Source organism: Bradyrhizobium lablabi (assembly GCF_018131005.1).
Classification (GTDB): domain Bacteria; phylum Pseudomonadota; class Alphaproteobacteria; order Rhizobiales; family Xanthobacteraceae; genus Bradyrhizobium; species Bradyrhizobium lablabi_D.
Genome location: NZ_JAFCJK010000004.1, coordinates 162792 through 177052, shown reverse-complemented (window position 1 = coordinate 177052; position 14261 = coordinate 162792). Strand labels below are relative to the sequence as shown.

Here is a 14261-nt window from a genome sequence, read left to right as displayed (position 1 = left end):
GCTTTGACGCGCTCGGGCGGCAGGCATTCCGGCGAACATCTCGCCCAGCGAACGGCCTCCACGGCGACTTGCTTCGCGCGCCGGCGCAGCAACCTGGCGCGCCTCCTGACCTCGTTTCGGACGACGACTACGGCCCGGCCTCGCCCCGTCGAAGCAAGCCTCGAAGAGAAGTCCAATCCGCACCTCGTTAACAGGGAAATAAAGTCGTGCAATGTCTCCCCGTTCATCGCGTGCTGCATCCGCCGCGGATGGGCGCATTATCTCGCATACCTTATTGCCGCCACCGGCCACATGGCGCACAACCGCAAAGACGATCATCGGCACGACATCCCCAAGACGTTGTTGAAGTTCAGCGCCAGGATCCTTGAGCAATACTGACGTCGCGAGAGTGCTTGATCGCGCAAAGGTAGAGCGGCATGGTCTTCGCGATCAACGCGTTCTGCTCATGATGTCTCGCCAAGCCTGAGTTCAAGAATGGAGAGTGCCGAAATGCCGAGAGACGATGGCCTGTCGACGCCTAGTTCTTTCTGCTCGCCTTTGGCCTTACTCGAATCCGCCTGCGAGCGCGAGATCGTTTTTTCTGAAGGTGTTCCCTCGATCGACTCCGGAGCGCTATTTCCGGATGAAGTCAAATATATCCAGCATGCGGTCGAGAAGCGTAGAGCCGAATTCGGTACCGCACGCGTGTGCGCGCGCCACGCACTATCCAGGTTGGGCATTCCGCCCTGTTCTTTGGTTCCGCGTGCCGATCGGTCGCCGCAATGGCCGCCCGGTGTTGTCGGGAGCATTTCCCACACCGACAAACTCTGCGGAGTGGCAGTCACAACCTCGCCTCGCATCGCAAGCCTCGGTCTTGATCTCGAGATCGATGCGCCGCTTGAATCTGAACTACAGACCTTGATATGCACGTCGACTGAAAGAAGATGGCTTGATCAGTACAAAAGTCCGGAAAGTGGCCACGCCGCAAAAATACTCTTCAGTGCAAAAGAGGCATTCTATAAATGTCAGTATGCTATCACCGAACAATTTCTTGAGTTTACTGATGTGGAGCTCTCTATCGATCTTCAGAACGGTTCATTTTGTGTATCGGGAATTGGCCGCGTCGGCGGTGAGTGGGACAGGGTTCGCAGGACAACTGGAAAAATCCGCAGGTCCGACGGTGTAATTGCCACGCTTGCGGTTTTGGAGGCGATAAATCCTTGAATGATGAATCCCGTGATCGGCGTGTATAGCAGTTGGAGCCCGTCAGTTATTCGTGATTCCCTGGGAGCGGGCTCTACGAGCCCGCTCATTTCCGGCCACGTTGCTCGCGCGCACCGACGAGGTGATTGAATAGGGGCGAGGTCTGTTGTTGGCCCCCAAGCGACGTTAGCGGGATGTCTGCTATTCCGCCGCTGTCAGGGGATAAGCCGCCATCCGGCGAACAGACCAAACTGGCGCGATTGACCCGAACGGGACATCCCGCCCGTCGACACAATCGCTTTTCAACATGCCCGCACTCCAGATAACTCGACCGCGGCGTTCGTTTCGCTTTGCCATTCCACGAGCCATTCAGGGATCCGGGCCGCCGCTCCGGTTCCCGTTTTCCTAATCCAGGCCGCGATAACCTGCCCTTCCTCTGAGAACATGAATACACCGTCCATGCCCTTCGCGCGGCGCAGTGTATCAAGCGCCTGGATGGGGGTTTGCGCGATCGGTCCCCCGACGTTGAAGGATGTGTTCACTGCAACTTCGACGCCGATTCGCCTTCCAAGCGCCGTCAAATAGGCGTGCGCTACGGCATCGGTATGCTCGCGCGCGATCTGCAGCCGGGCAGTTCCATCGACGTGAATGACGGCGGGAATTTGGGCGCGCGCTTGAGGCTTGGCTCTCGCGGTCAGGACCATGTAGTTATAGGCATTGTAATCATCGTCCGAGGCGCCCTCGGACAAGTCGAACAAAGCCTTTGCCGCTGAAAGCGTCGCCATAGGCGCGAGCGGCCGGATCGCTTCGCGATATTTGACGCGCTCGTTAAGCAGTTCGCGCGTGCGCGGGTTGCAAGGGTTGGCCAAGATCGATCTGTGACCCAGCGCCCGCGGCCCCGTCTCTGCCGGTCCCCGGAAGATCGCAATGATCCCATCTCTCGCGGTGATGAACGCCATGAGGTCGGCGATGGCCTCTATCCCGGATTTGTGCGACGCGTCGCCGACGCCGATCCAGGCCACGTCGGCGGCACCGTCCAGAGCGACGAGGATATCGGACATGCGGGGCGCGCGACCGCAATAGAAAGCGTGCTGGAGCGACGGCCCAAGACCCACCCCGGCGGCGGCGGCGAATGCGTAAGCTGCTCCTACCGTGACCCCGGCGTCGTTCGGCACAGGCGGCGTCCACAAATGAAGCCGCGTCGATTGCTTGAGGACGCGGCCATAGTAGCCGGCGTCGAAATGCTCCAGCACGCCCATGTTCGCAACTGCGTTGAGCGCCGCCCCTCCGGTGAGTACTAGCCGGTCGCTGCCGGTCATGCGGATGAGACCGTCAATGATGTGGACGAGCCCATCCTCGAAAACCATCTGGGTGGCCGCCGCCTTGTCGAGCCTCTCCTGCGTATTCGGCCGGTGATGGATGTCTTCGACACGCAGGACGGCGTCGGGGTTCCACATCTCCTCAGGCGCGATGGGTGGGCCCAGGATTTGGGAGAGACCCTCGGTGTAGGGTTGACGAAGCATGCGCCGGGGCCAATTCGCGAGCGACCGGTTGAGATACACGTCGCCGTCCGCCCGGAGATCAAAGATGTTTTGCAGCTGCCGATAGAAAGTGTTGGTCGAACGATCCATGTCGCCATAGGCCGCGGCGCCCATGTATCTGCCTTCGCTGCTGAGCGCTGTCCAGCCGCCCTGCGTCGAGCTGATGATGGCGTAAAACATACCGAGCGAGTCGAATATGCTGGCGTTGCTCCGGATTTGCCGAACGACGCCGTTCTCGCCGAGATAGAGCGTAGTCGAGGCGAAGTCGCCCGAACCATCGACAACTACGATCATCGTCTTTTGCCGCTCTCTAGCGAAAGGCGAGGCCAAATATGAGAACCATGCGTGATTGTCGTGGTGCGGCATGCCAATGATTGGCACGCTGCAATTGAGGCCGAAAAGCTGACCCAACCGAGCTGGAGCTTTAAATCCCTCCTTCAATTGGTCGCCTTCGAAGGCCGCAGCGTTACCCTGGAACGGCAGGTACAGGCTTGCAGGAAATTCCTCCAGAAGGGACCGAAGCCCCGAGGCCATAAGCAGAGCGTAATCGTAGGTCGCGAGACAAGCGACGATCCGCTCGGGGCCAATGCCCAAACCCTTCATGATTTCAGTCAGCGCTTCGAGCGATGAGCGAGGATAGGCGTTGGTATGCTTTCGGCCCGAGAAGCGCTCTTCCTCATTGTTGCAGATGATCCGGGGACCGCCAGCAGGAGTCACCTCGACGAGCGCAACTCCAGTGTTGTGGAATCCGCCGATACTTATGCCAACGAGATAGGCCGTTTCGCCGCGCGCCAGCCTTGCGACCAAATCCCGCGCCCGCTCGGCAGCGAATTGGCTGTTCGGACGATGAATACCTTCATGCCGGAAGAATCGTTCCGCAAGTGGTAGCGCGACCTTGAACCCCGCTGCCGCAAGCCGCGGATGAAGTGGCATGAAGCGCCCGGCTCGACTTGCATTTCGCACAACAAATCTCCTGGGCAAACGCCAAGCGGACCTCAGGCACGCCATTCTACCATATTTGGAAAATCAGCATCCTGCACTCCTCGAAAGGATCAACCCGTGCGACTGAAAGCAGGGACGTGCTTTCTGTGAATGCCTGTTCATGGCCCTTCTCGGACCTCGTGCAATGTCTGCTTCCGCGCCGCGATCCGGGGCTGGGCGCACATCCGGCGAATGGGCCAAAAATGACGGAAATGGCCCTGAGCGGACACATCGTTCTTCGCAGACATCATGACGCCAACTTCCTCGCCGATAGTGATCGAAACCCAAGGATGTGCCCCGTCATGTCGAGACTAGCAATCGCGTTTGCGTTGACACTGGCAGTAACCGCGGTCCACGCGCAAGATACCAAGTCTGAACAATCGAACACGTCGGCCGTCGCCGGCGCAAATAAAACAAGTCCGTTCCTGTTTGATGGGCGAATGCGGGGTGACGGCGCCCGGCAGAGGGTGCTCGTTGGCGATCATCACCCGAACACTGGCGCCATTGTCATGCCACCGAAAACAAAACCCGGATCCGAACGATAAGACCCCGAGAGCGTTGGTCGCCCTGCAATTCACTGCGATCGACCTGGACACATTGCTTCCGTCTCCGGAAGCTCAGCTCGTTCAGATCGGTTCGGAACTAGATTGCGACCTCGTTAGTTTCGGCGCTCGCGCTTCGAAGATCATTATCCAGTTGCTGACGAGCTGCGGCAGCTGGCCGAGATCTGGCATCGTGCAAGCGTCCTACCAAGATTCTTATGTTTCCTCGCCGCTTGTTGCGCGACTGTTGATTGACACGATGAGCCAGCCGCCCTGATATTTTGCGGCTTTTGTGTTGCGGCGTCTGGTAAAAATCTTTCGACGATCGAGTTCTGCAACCGGCTTTCCGAACGATCGAAACTCCAGATATAGCCTAAAAATCGTTTGGACTGTCTCTCCTTCGGATTTGTTGATGACGAGATTTGGTTATGCCAGCCGCCGCGCTCGAAAGGGAGGAGCCCCTCTTATTTCGACCGCCTCCCGCGCCTGGTCGTTGCGGGCTCTCAAACCGCGTTCGGAGATCGCTGACGCGTCGACGCACCGGTCGGTGTCTCACTGTCGCCCTTGAAAATAACGCATGGGTCGACCGCGCTGGTGAGCGTCGCATGTGCGGGTGGTACTCCCACCTAGGTACTTCGCACAGAAGCTCTTCGGCGGGCACGGGCGACCCTCCCAGTTTGGGAGCTTGAAACTTAGACGTCTGGCCAACGCGCCTTTGGTCCGTCGTCCTCGTATCGGCTTTCGGGGCGAAGCAGACGTGAACGGGATGGAAGGATCGATTGAATCGGTCGAAAATGACGCAAAGCGGACTTGATGAAGCTTGAGGTCTGAAAAATGCCAACATCGGCCCCGCAGCAACAGCATCGTCGTTCGATCACCTCGTCGGCGCGCGCTAAGAAGGACACTAGGCGCCGACTGTGTCTGCGTTAGATTGCCGCCTCGGTCCTCGCGTCGAAAACGTGAAGCCTCGAAGGGCGCATGGCAACGCGCAGCTTGTCGCGCACCTTCACCCTCGCTGTCGGCTCGACGCACGCCACCATGACACCCTCGCCGACCTTCATGTCGAGCAGGATTTCCGAACCGAGTTGCTCGACCACCTCGATCACAGCATCAAAGCACGGGCGATCGAGATCGGCTGCCCCCGCCACGGTGAGGTCCTCCGGGCGCACGCCAAGCGTGACTTCGTGGCCAATATACCCGCGCAGGCGCTGAGCCGTCTCGTCCGGCAGCTTGATGCGCATGCCGGAGTTCTCGGCGATCAGTGATCCGTTCGCCTCGGTCACTGTAACGGCGGCGAAATTCATGGCCGGGGAGCCGATGAAGCCGGCGACGAACTTGTTGGCGGGCTGATTGTACAGTTCGAGTGGCTCCCCCACCTGCTGCACGACGCCGTCCTTCATGACGATGACCCGGTCACCCAGCGTCATTGCCTCAACCTGATCGTGGGTGACGTAAATGGCGGTGGTGCCGAGACGCAGATGCAGCTTCTTGAGCTCAACGCGCATCTGCACCCGCAGCTTGGCATCGAGGTTCGACAGCGGCTCGTCAAACAGGAACACGCGCGGGTGGCGCACGATAGCACGGCCTAACGCTACGCGCTGGCGCTGGCCGCCGGAAAGCTGGCGCGGCTTGCGCACTAGCAATTCGCTGATGCCAAGGACGTCGGCCGTCTCCCGCACTCGCTTCTCAATCTCGGGCCTTCCGAATTTGCGCATCTTCAAGCCGAACGCCATATTGTCGTACACGCTCATGTGCGGGTAGAGCGCATAGTTCTGGAACACCATGGCGATGTCGCGGTCCATGGGCGCCAGTTCATTGATCACGTTGCCGTCGATTGAGATATCGCCGGAGCTGATCGGTTCAAGCCCCGCGATCATTCTGAGCGTGGTCGTCTTGCCGCAGCCAGACGGTCCGACGAATACCACGAACTCCTTGTCGCGGATCTGTAGATTGACGTCTTTGACAGCATGGACGCTGTCGTAGAACTTGTTGACCTCTCTGAGGACGACCTGTCCCATTGGTCTCGCCTGCCTCCCATCCACCGTAATTCTGCCTGCCCGCTTTCCAATTGCCAGCATCCGGGGACTGTCAACCCTTCACCGATCCGGTCAGTCCTGCGACGTAGTGCTCGACGAAAAACGAATAGGCGATCGCTACTGGGATCGATCCGAGCAGGGCGCCAGCCATCAGTGGTCCCCAGAAGAAGACATCGCCGCGGATCAGCTCGGATGTGACGCCAACCGGCACAGTCTTCTGCCCAGGCGAGGACAGAAATACGAGTGCGTAGATGAACTCATTCCACGACAGCGTGAAGGCGAAGATGCCGGCCGAGAGGATACCCGGGATCGCCACCGGTATGACGATGTAAAGCATGGCCTGCCAGCGCGAGGCGCCGTCAATGCGCGCGCATTCCTCGAGCTCCTTGGGCACTGCCTTGAAGTAGCCCATCATGAGCCAGGTGCAGAACGGAATAAGAAAGGTCGGATAGGTCAGAATCAACGACCACGGCGTGTCGCCTAGCCGATAGTTGCGGATGATCTCGGCGAGCGGAATGAACAGCAGTGTTTGCGGCACCAGATAGGTAATGAAGATGCCAGTCCCCAGGCTGCCGGCAAATGGAAAGTTAAGCCGTGAGAGAGCATAGCCGGCGAACACTCCGCACACGAGCGAGATAGCGGTTGACGCGAGTGCGATGAACGTCGTGTTCCACAGCCACGATGCAAACAGCGTCTCCTCGAACAGATATCTCACGTGATCCCAGGTCGGGTTCCAGGTCCAAAACGGATTGTAGTTGATCGAATTCCAGGGTCGGTAAAGCTCGCCATCCGGGCGCACCGAAGTGATCACCATCCAATAGAATGGGAACAGCAGGAAAAGCAGGAACAGCGCCATCGGGACGTAGAAGAACACCCACTTTCGCCACCATGCACCTTCGATCATGACTCAACGGACCTCTACGCGGCGGATGTAGAGAAGTTGGATGATGACAACCAGGAATAGCACCGGAAACATCGCAAGCGAAATGGCGGCGCCCTCGCTCAAAAGGCCCGTGCCGATGCCGATCTGATATGCGTAGGTGGCGAATAGGTGCGTCGCATTGGCTGGTCCGCCCCCAGTCATGACATAGACGATCTGGAAGTCAGCGAATGTCTGAATCACCGAGAACAGCACCACGACCATGGTCACGGGCAAGAGCAGCGGCCAGGTGACATACCAGAACCGCTGCCACGGCCTGGCGCCATCGATGGCGGCGGCCTCGCTGAGTTCGGGACTGATAGTCTGCAAGCCGGCGAGCAGGCTGATGGCGAAGAAAGGCACGCCGCGCCAGATATTGACGATGATGATCGAGATCATGGCCAACTCGGGATCGCCGAGCCAGTTGATCCGACCGGTGATCAAGCCGAGATGATAGAGGAGCCAATTGAGAACGCTGAATGTTGGATCGAACATCCACTTCCAGGCGAAAGTTGAAAGCACGGTCGGGATGATGAAAGGCAGCAGGATGAAGGCACGCGTGAAAGCCTTGCCGCGAAAATTGCGGTTGAGCAGCATGGCGAGCCACAGGCCGAGCGCGAGCTTGAAGACGGTGGTCACGCCGGTGTAGAGGAAGGTGTTGTAGACAGAGGTCCGAAAGATCCCGTCATTGAAGATTTTGTAGAAGTTTGCGAGGCCGACAAAATCGCCGGGCACACCCACGCGCGCGTCGGTCACCGACAACAAGATGCCACGCAGGAACGGATAGGCGATGAACGTACCGAGCAGCGCCATGGTCGGTACCAGCAGCATGAATGCGAGCCATCGCTCGTCCTCGAGCAGCCGGAATCTGGGCTGCGGCGCCTGCGGCATGTAGACTTGGGTCTCGGCTATCGCCATCTCGCTTCACCTTGATGCGCACGCCAAGAGGCCGGTCATGCGAAACCGTGATCGCGCTGCCTCACAGGGAGACGGCGCGATCGTACAAGTCCGAGACGCTAAATGCGCGGCAGCCACTTTCGCGGCAGTGCCGACGGGCTGCGCGCATACTTTCAAGCATAGATCTTCTTGAGCTCGACTTCCGCCCATTTCACGGAATCCTCCGCCGTCGCACCCTGAACCGCTTTGGCGTACATATCTGTGATGATGTATTTGGTGAGTACTTCGGCAGCTTTCTTGCCTGACGAGGGCAGAGGATACCCGGGCGTCTGACCAAGGAGGCCCGCGATCTTGAAGGGCGCCATGACCTTGTCCTCCTCCCACAACTTGTGCTTCTCCCATTCGTGGGTCGGCGGCGTCGCGAAACCCTTCTGGGAGACGAACCACGGCTCGTAATTCGCCTTGGTATGAATCCACTTCAACAACGCCTTCGCACCGTCCTGATTCTTCGAATAGTTCGGAATGACGTGAGAGAAGTAGGTGTGCATGGCGAATTGGCCGGCCGGGCCTTTGGGCAGCGGCGAGTGCTGGATGTCGGTTTTCAGCTGCGCGCCTTTCTCGCTGATGTACTTGTCGGGGTTGCGTAGCGATTCAATGTAGATCGAAGCGCCGTTAAGCGTGGCGCAGATCGTTTGCGACAGAAACGCACGGTTATTGTTGGTATCGTCCCAGGCAAGCCCGCCCTCGTCGTGAGCTTCCTTCCAGAACGCCGTCATGAACTTGACGGACTCGATGACCTCTTTCTTGTTTATGTTGACAGTCTTGCCGTCCTTCTCAACCTCGGTGCCGCCCCACGACCACATGTAGGGATAACTGAACGTCGGCGCGTCGCCGAACGTGTGGCCGAGCGTCTGACCGATCGGCCGGCCTTGGGCTTTGAGCTTCTTGCCAACCTCGCGATACTTCTCCCACGTGTCGGGAAAGGTCGAGGAGCCGACCTCATCGAACCAGGATCTTCGGTAGGCGATCATGGCGCCGACGATGGTCCACGGCAAAGAGATCCACTTTTGGCCGTCGGCGGAGTTGGACTTGCACAGATCATAATAGCCGTCTTCGGCCTCGCTCACACGACCTGCGATGTCGGATAGATCGATGACGCTCTCCGAATAGATCTGCGGATGGTTGTTGAAGAGCATGATGATGTCGGGACCTGAACCCGACTGAATCGCCGAGGTGATACGCGGCTGCAGATCGTTGCCATTCACTGTCTCGAAATTGATCTTCATTCCCAGCGCTTTCTCGGCGGCGGGCAGCAGTTCCTTGCGCAGCAGCTGATCGGAAGCCGGCACGAAATCGTTCCAACGCAGCCAGTGTACCGTCGTGCCCTGAGCAAAGGCGGGCGCGCGGCCGGTTGCGAGGATGCCCGCCATGCCGCCTGCAACCGCGGCACCGCTCTTGAGAACCTGTCGTCGGGTTACCGTCGTCATGCATTCCTCCTCCGTGATTCAGCCGGTCTGACGCCAGCTTGAAGTCCCTTTCAGTCCATCACGTCTCCATGGTTCAACGGGCGCGCGGATTCTCGCGTGCGCAAGCGTTGTCTCGACGACCATTTGTTGGTGCTTCCACCCGTCCAGTGTCGGTGGCGATCTCAGCGCGAAACAGGGTGAATTCTTCGCAGAGCGAGCGCTGCAGCCAGCGCATGGACCATACCGCCATACCGGTGTCCTCCCTGGCGCCGCAGCCGGTTTGCCGTAGCTGAGCGAGTTTTCCCCGTCTTATAACAATCTGGTACCGGAATACTGGCGCGCGCTCATTGTCACTGGTCGCAGCAGGAAATCAAGTGCTCCTTTTGACGCCTTCCTTCGCCTAAACTGGCCGCCGTCTTAGCGACCGGACTGAAGGTTTTGCCCACCAAATCCCGCCACTCGAAGCAACGCATATCTGAGTTAAGTCAATCGCGTCCTTGTGGGGACGCTCGCTCACCCCAATGGATACCGACCGCAACGCGAATGGCCTTGCCAGGGTCGTTCGCGTGTTGTGCATTCCAGCGGCTAAGGCGATCGCGGATTCGCATTGCACAAAGCGCCGCGTTCGTTGCGTCTTGGTTGCTGGCAAGAGGCGGACCAAATACAGCCATTAGACCATCTCCAAGGAATTTATCGATCGATCCCTCGTGCGCGAATACGGCTTCGCCAAGCAAAGCTAATAACTCGCGTAAGAATGCGATGATCTCATCGGGTGCCTTTCCAGACGAATAGGCGGTGAACTCGACAACATCTGCAAATAACACCGCCGCATTCCCACGACGCGCCACGGAGAGGGGCACGTCGATCTCAACAAGCTGTTTCACAATTTTTGGAGAGAAGAAGCGTGCCAGGTTCTCACGTTCTCGATTAAGTTCGGCAAAATTCCGGCTTGCCGATCGGTTCTTGATCACCAAAGCTGTCGTAGTTGCGATCGATACGAAGCTGACAAAGAGCCTCAACGGCGCCGCGCCGACAAAAGTGAACCCGTGCGTTAGCAGATAGCTGAGCGCGGTAAACGCCACGCATGAAACCCCGCCAAATAATATACCTGCGCATTCAAGATCATGCGTGCCAATCAAAATCGCGGTCACGTACAAAGAAGCCACGGCAAAGTGGAGAGATGAGAGAGTATCGACGAGGAAGATGCATACCGCCAGCCCGACTCCGAAGATAAGCAGTCGTGAGCGTGGAGAGTGGAACATGTTAGCTGCTCTTGGCGACTATCCCGGAGTCACGCGGGCCTTCAGGAAATGCATTTGGGAGACAACCGCCGTCCGCCCAGTAGCCACAGTGACTGCCACCGAACGCAGGCGCCCTTCTAATTCTCACGCTCTTTGGCAGTCCTATGCTGTTCAGCACGAGCCGATCTGCGCGGCTGCGGCCTGGACAACGGTCATGCAATTCTCCAGGGCTCGGAGCTATTGGGCGCTGACGCCGCCGAAACAGGTGAGCGGTGCCCATAATCATCCGCCTCGTCAGCTCACAGGTGTCGCGAGCAGCTCGTTCAGATTCGCGTCAAGCTGCGCAAGCAGCTCGGGATCGACGCCGAACAGACCGAGATGTCCGCAGATGCTTTTCGGCGGACGGAACTGGCTACCCGAGATCAGCCGTTGCTCTACCGCGCAGTCGCTCGGCGGAAAGAACATGTCGTGACTAATCGGCATCACGTAAGTCTTCGCCTTGATACGGCCGAGCGCCGACGCGAGATCGTCACCGGTGTTGCGGCTCACGTCGCCTCGTTGCCACCTCCACGCCATCGCCAGAAGATCGTTCGGATCCATCGGCGCGAAATATCCGGCCATGAAGGTATCGACGAAGGCCCGCATCGAATCGAAGCCGAGCGCCTTGTGCCGGCCTTCCCGGAAGAACTCGGTGCTCCACCCCATCACTGTCCACAGCTTGGCGTGGCGAGAAAGGCCGGCGGCGACATCGGTGGGCGAACCGTACTTGCCGCCGTTGAACCCTGGATCGGATGTGATCGCGTCGGAAAGTGTCTCGGTGAAGACGAAGCCGTGCTCGGTGTTCTTGGCGGTGCCGGCGATCGGAGCGGCGCGCTTGACGAAGTCCGGATAGCGCACGGCCCATTCATAAGTCTGCTGAGCGCCCATGGAGGCGCCGACGACCAGCGCGAGGCTCTTCAGACCGTATTTCACGCTCAGAAGCTTATACTGGGCGCGAACGTCGTCACCAATACGCACTTTCGGAAACATCGGTCCGGCCTGCGTTCCATCGCTGTTATGCGGTGAGGTGGAAAGGCCATTTCCAATCTGGTTGACGACAATAATGAAATACTTCGCCGGATCGAGCGCACGCCCGTTTCCGATGTAGACCTGCTCTACGATCTTGCTGGTTCCAGAGAACCAGGTCGGAACCAGGATGGCATTGTCCTTCGCTGCGTTCAGCGTGCCGTGGGTCGCCACGGCAAGCTGACAATCCGGAATAGTGCCGCCCTCCTCGAGTTCGAGGCTGCCGATTCCGATCGATTCGTACGGACCGTACCCTTCCTGACCGTAGTAGGGATTCGTGCTCATCGGATTTTTTCTCCCGTCACCGCTGTCATCAGGTCATCGCGAAGCCTCGGTGGCCGTTCGCTGCAATCGCGTCACACTGCTGGCTGTAGTTGCCGACGCCGCCGATCTATGCCGATGGCCGCTCCGGGCTTTCGTTTCAGCCGCAAGCAACTATTCGCGCAGGCAGGATATCGTCCGCACGGGTCCCTTTGGCGGGACGTTTTGATCCGCCAGGGCGACGTCTCGCCCCCCTCGCCCCCTCGGGCGCCCGATCCCCGAAAGCGCCTTCGCGCGAGACCTGAGAGGGATGACACGCATGAAGTCCATGACGAGCAGTCTGATCGCAAGGACGTGACGAGCCATATGATTGACAGGGGCATGTGTCGTCCAAGCACGATTTGGATTCGATGATGTGAATGAAGCTAGGACTCTGGAAGCTGGATGTCGCGAGCCGCGTGCGTCATTTCACCCGTACTGGCGCGCACCGCTCATCGCCACGTCGCGCCGCCAACCCGGCGATGGGTGAAGCTCACCTTCCCTGCCCGGGTGACGATTGCGGCCATCGGAGGTGCAGCGGCGGCGTACCCAGCTAGAGGAGAGCGTCGCGCGCCATCCAAGTCAGCTTGACACCGCCCGACCGACAGGAGCCGACCAAGACACTGGTTGCAAATGTGACGAGGCCGACCGAGAAGCTGACCAGCTGAAGGAGGAAATAGGCAAGCTTACCGTCTACGAGAAGCTCCTTGCTTCGCTCGATCGTCGGGACCAAGCCACTGATCGCCGCGATCGCGGCTTGAGCCACACTCCGTCCCCGCCATCCGGATGTGTCCCGCTGAAAGCCATTTTTACACGGCCAAGACCCAAAGCAGACATTGGCCTGCTTGTAGAAGGTTTCCGCCTACGGGCGAGGCCTCGTCACGCTCCGCGACCACGACGCGCGCATCCATCGGGTTACTCGGCGTATTCCTCCCCTTCGGGAGCACCGCTTGTTGTTACGTCGGCTTGCGCAGGCCAAATGGCGCGCTTGTCGCATCGCTCCGTAGAGGGCCTTTCAACATCGCCAATCTCAGCGCGGAATCGTGCGTTGCCGCTGCCGGCGGCGCCAGGTGCGGTGCCGAAACGCCGTCGAAATCCGCGCGCAAAATACGTGTAATCGCGAAAGCCGCAAGCGTAGGCAATATCGCTGAGAGGCTGACCTGTCTTCATCAACGCGCGGCGTTCGATCAGACGCGCCGCGTGATCCAGACGGGCCGAACATATGTGGTGACTGCATGTCGAACCACGGACCGCGAACAACTTCTGCAAATAGCGTAGCGAAATTCCCGCCTCGGCGGCCACCTCGCGCGGAGAGATGTCCGGATCGGCAAAGCGGTTCTTTATGATGTGGCAGGCGCGCATGAACAGCTTATCGCTGTGGCGTGAGCCGAGCGGGGCGGGCGGTGCAAACAGTGCCCCGAGGAGATCATAGACCACCAGAGGCATGAATCTGTCGGCTGATGCGAACGCCGGTTCTGGTTCGCTCGCTGGCTCAAGAGCGAGTTGACAGAGCAGACGCGACGCTTGCGCCTGCCTGCGACCGCACGCGCCACCTTGTGGTTCGAAGCCGAGATGCGAAACCAGGTTTTGGCGCGGCAATTGCAAACTAAGCCATCGCGCGTTCCGGTGCTCGGCGTCCGGGACGAATGTTACGGGTCTTGTGGAATCGAGCAGGACGACATCGCCAGCGGCGACATTTACGACTCGCTCGTCCTGATTGATTGTCGATCCGCCTGTGAGCTGGACCACGGCGTAATAGTACTCCATGTTATCACGGCGAATATCCGATTTCGTACGCTCAACGCGAGTCGTATTGCAGGCGAGATCCGTTGCAACGAATCCGAAGACGCGGCGCGTGCGCACCTTGCCGGTGAAGATATTGGCTTCGAAAGCAGGACTAAACCATCCCCAATCCTCGCGCAGCGCAGCTCGGAAACCGTCATAGTCCAATTTTGGCGCGCTGAGAAAATCGTCGTTTGAATGCACTATCGACTCCGTGGGGCAAACAATCCTGGAAGCCAGATCGTGTGGTCGGTAACGGCCCGCGCCGAAGCCACGGGCGAAGGCCGATATACCTAGCGTGGCTCCGAG

The 14261-nt window shown here is 59.0% G+C and carries 11 protein-coding genes; 3 read left to right on the top strand and 8 right to left on the bottom strand.

Translation table 11 applies throughout. The features are described 5' to 3' along the window. The first annotated feature begins 3 nt into the window (after positions 1 to 3). Together JQ553_RS13925 and JQ553_RS13920 are read left to right on the top strand one after the other, a co-directional pair. The gene (locus tag JQ553_RS13925; RefSeq protein ID WP_212500533.1) at positions 4 to 378 is read left to right on the top strand and encodes a hypothetical protein; all 375 of its coding nucleotides are present in this window, start codon (positions 4 to 6) and stop codon (positions 376 to 378) included. Positions 379 to 489: 111 nt separating this feature from the next. Further along, entirely contained in the window at positions 490 to 1203 is a 714-nt protein-coding gene (locus JQ553_RS13920; protein ID WP_212500532.1) for a 4'-phosphopantetheinyl transferase, read from the top strand. 281 nt (positions 1204 to 1484) lie between these two features. Here JQ553_RS13920 and JQ553_RS13915 read toward each other — a convergent pair whose 3' ends face one another. Beyond that, positions 1485 to 3656, bottom strand: coding sequence for a carbamoyltransferase C-terminal domain-containing protein (locus JQ553_RS13915; RefSeq protein ID WP_212500531.1), 2172 nt, complete (start codon positions 3654 to 3656; stop codon positions 1485 to 1487). Positions 3657 to 4178: 522 nt separating this feature from the next. Here JQ553_RS13915 and JQ553_RS13910 point away from each other — a divergent pair. Next, positions 4179 to 4523, top strand: a complete 345-nt coding sequence (locus tag JQ553_RS13910) for a hypothetical protein (protein ID WP_212500530.1) — start codon at positions 4179 to 4181, stop codon at positions 4521 to 4523. Positions 4524 to 5172: 649 nt separating this feature from the next. Here the strand turns inward: JQ553_RS13910 and JQ553_RS13905 are convergent. The 7 genes from JQ553_RS13905 to JQ553_RS13875 all read right to left on the bottom strand — a co-directional run bounded on the left by JQ553_RS13905 (position 5173) and on the right by JQ553_RS13875 (position 14156). Next, the gene (locus JQ553_RS13905; protein ID WP_212500529.1) at positions 5173 to 6264 is read right to left on the bottom strand and encodes an ABC transporter ATP-binding protein; all 1092 of its coding nucleotides are present in this window, start codon (positions 6262 to 6264) and stop codon (positions 5173 to 5175) included. Between the two features lie 70 nt (positions 6265 to 6334). After that, positions 6335 to 7186, bottom strand: coding sequence for a carbohydrate ABC transporter permease (locus JQ553_RS13900; RefSeq protein WP_212500528.1), 852 nt, complete (start codon positions 7184 to 7186; stop codon positions 6335 to 6337). 3 nt (positions 7187 to 7189) lie between these two features. After that, positions 7190 to 8119 carry a carbohydrate ABC transporter permease gene (locus JQ553_RS13895; protein ID WP_212500527.1) on the bottom strand — a complete coding sequence of 310 codons (930 nt, stop codon included), beginning with the start codon at positions 8117 to 8119 and terminating at the stop codon, positions 7190 to 7192. A gap of 152 nt (positions 8120 to 8271) precedes the next feature. Next, a complete protein-coding gene (locus tag JQ553_RS13890) occupies positions 8272 to 9585 on the bottom strand; it encodes an ABC transporter substrate-binding protein (protein WP_212500526.1) in 1314 nt (437 codons plus the stop codon). A 464-nt stretch (positions 9586 to 10049) separates the two neighbouring features. Next, entirely contained in the window at positions 10050 to 10826 is a 777-nt protein-coding gene (locus JQ553_RS13885; protein ID WP_212500525.1) for an adenylate/guanylate cyclase domain-containing protein, read from the bottom strand. Between the two features lie 273 nt (positions 10827 to 11099). Next, positions 11100 to 12155 (bottom strand): alpha/beta fold hydrolase, encoded by a 1056-nt coding sequence (locus tag JQ553_RS13880; RefSeq protein ID WP_212500524.1) that lies wholly within the window; start codon positions 12153 to 12155, stop codon positions 11100 to 11102. A 930-nt stretch (positions 12156 to 13085) separates the two neighbouring features. Continuing rightward, complete coding sequence (locus JQ553_RS13875; protein WP_212500523.1) at positions 13086 to 14156, bottom strand: helix-turn-helix domain-containing protein; 1071 nt, start codon at positions 14154 to 14156, stop codon at positions 13086 to 13088. Positions 14157 to 14261 lie beyond the last annotated feature (105 nt).

Bases quoted from the DNA above. Each gene is read 5' to 3' on its own strand.
- JQ553_RS13890 (WP_212500526.1), bottom strand. From the start codon at position 9,585: ATGACGACGGTAACCCGACGACAGGTTCTCAAGAGCGGTGCCGCGGTT.
- JQ553_RS13895 (WP_212500527.1), bottom strand. From the start codon at position 8,119: ATGGCGATAGCCGAGACCCAAGTCTACATGCCGCAGGCGCCGCAGCCC.
- JQ553_RS13920 (WP_212500532.1), top strand. From the start codon at position 490: ATGCCGAGAGACGATGGCCTGTCGACGCCTAGTTCTTTCTGCTCGCCT.
- JQ553_RS13885 (WP_212500525.1), bottom strand. From the start codon at position 10,826: ATGTTCCACTCTCCACGCTCACGACTGCTTATCTTCGGAGTCGGGCTG.
- JQ553_RS13915 (WP_212500531.1), bottom strand. From the start codon at position 3,656: ATGCCACTTCATCCGCGGCTTGCGGCAGCGGGGTTCAAGGTCGCGCTA.
- JQ553_RS13880 (WP_212500524.1), bottom strand. From the start codon at position 12,155: ATGAGCACGAATCCCTACTACGGTCAGGAAGGGTACGGTCCGTACGAA.
- JQ553_RS13900 (WP_212500528.1), bottom strand. From the start codon at position 7,186: ATGATCGAAGGTGCATGGTGGCGAAAGTGGGTGTTCTTCTACGTCCCG.
- JQ553_RS13905 (WP_212500529.1), bottom strand. From the start codon at position 6,264: ATGGGACAGGTCGTCCTCAGAGAGGTCAACAAGTTCTACGACAGCGTC.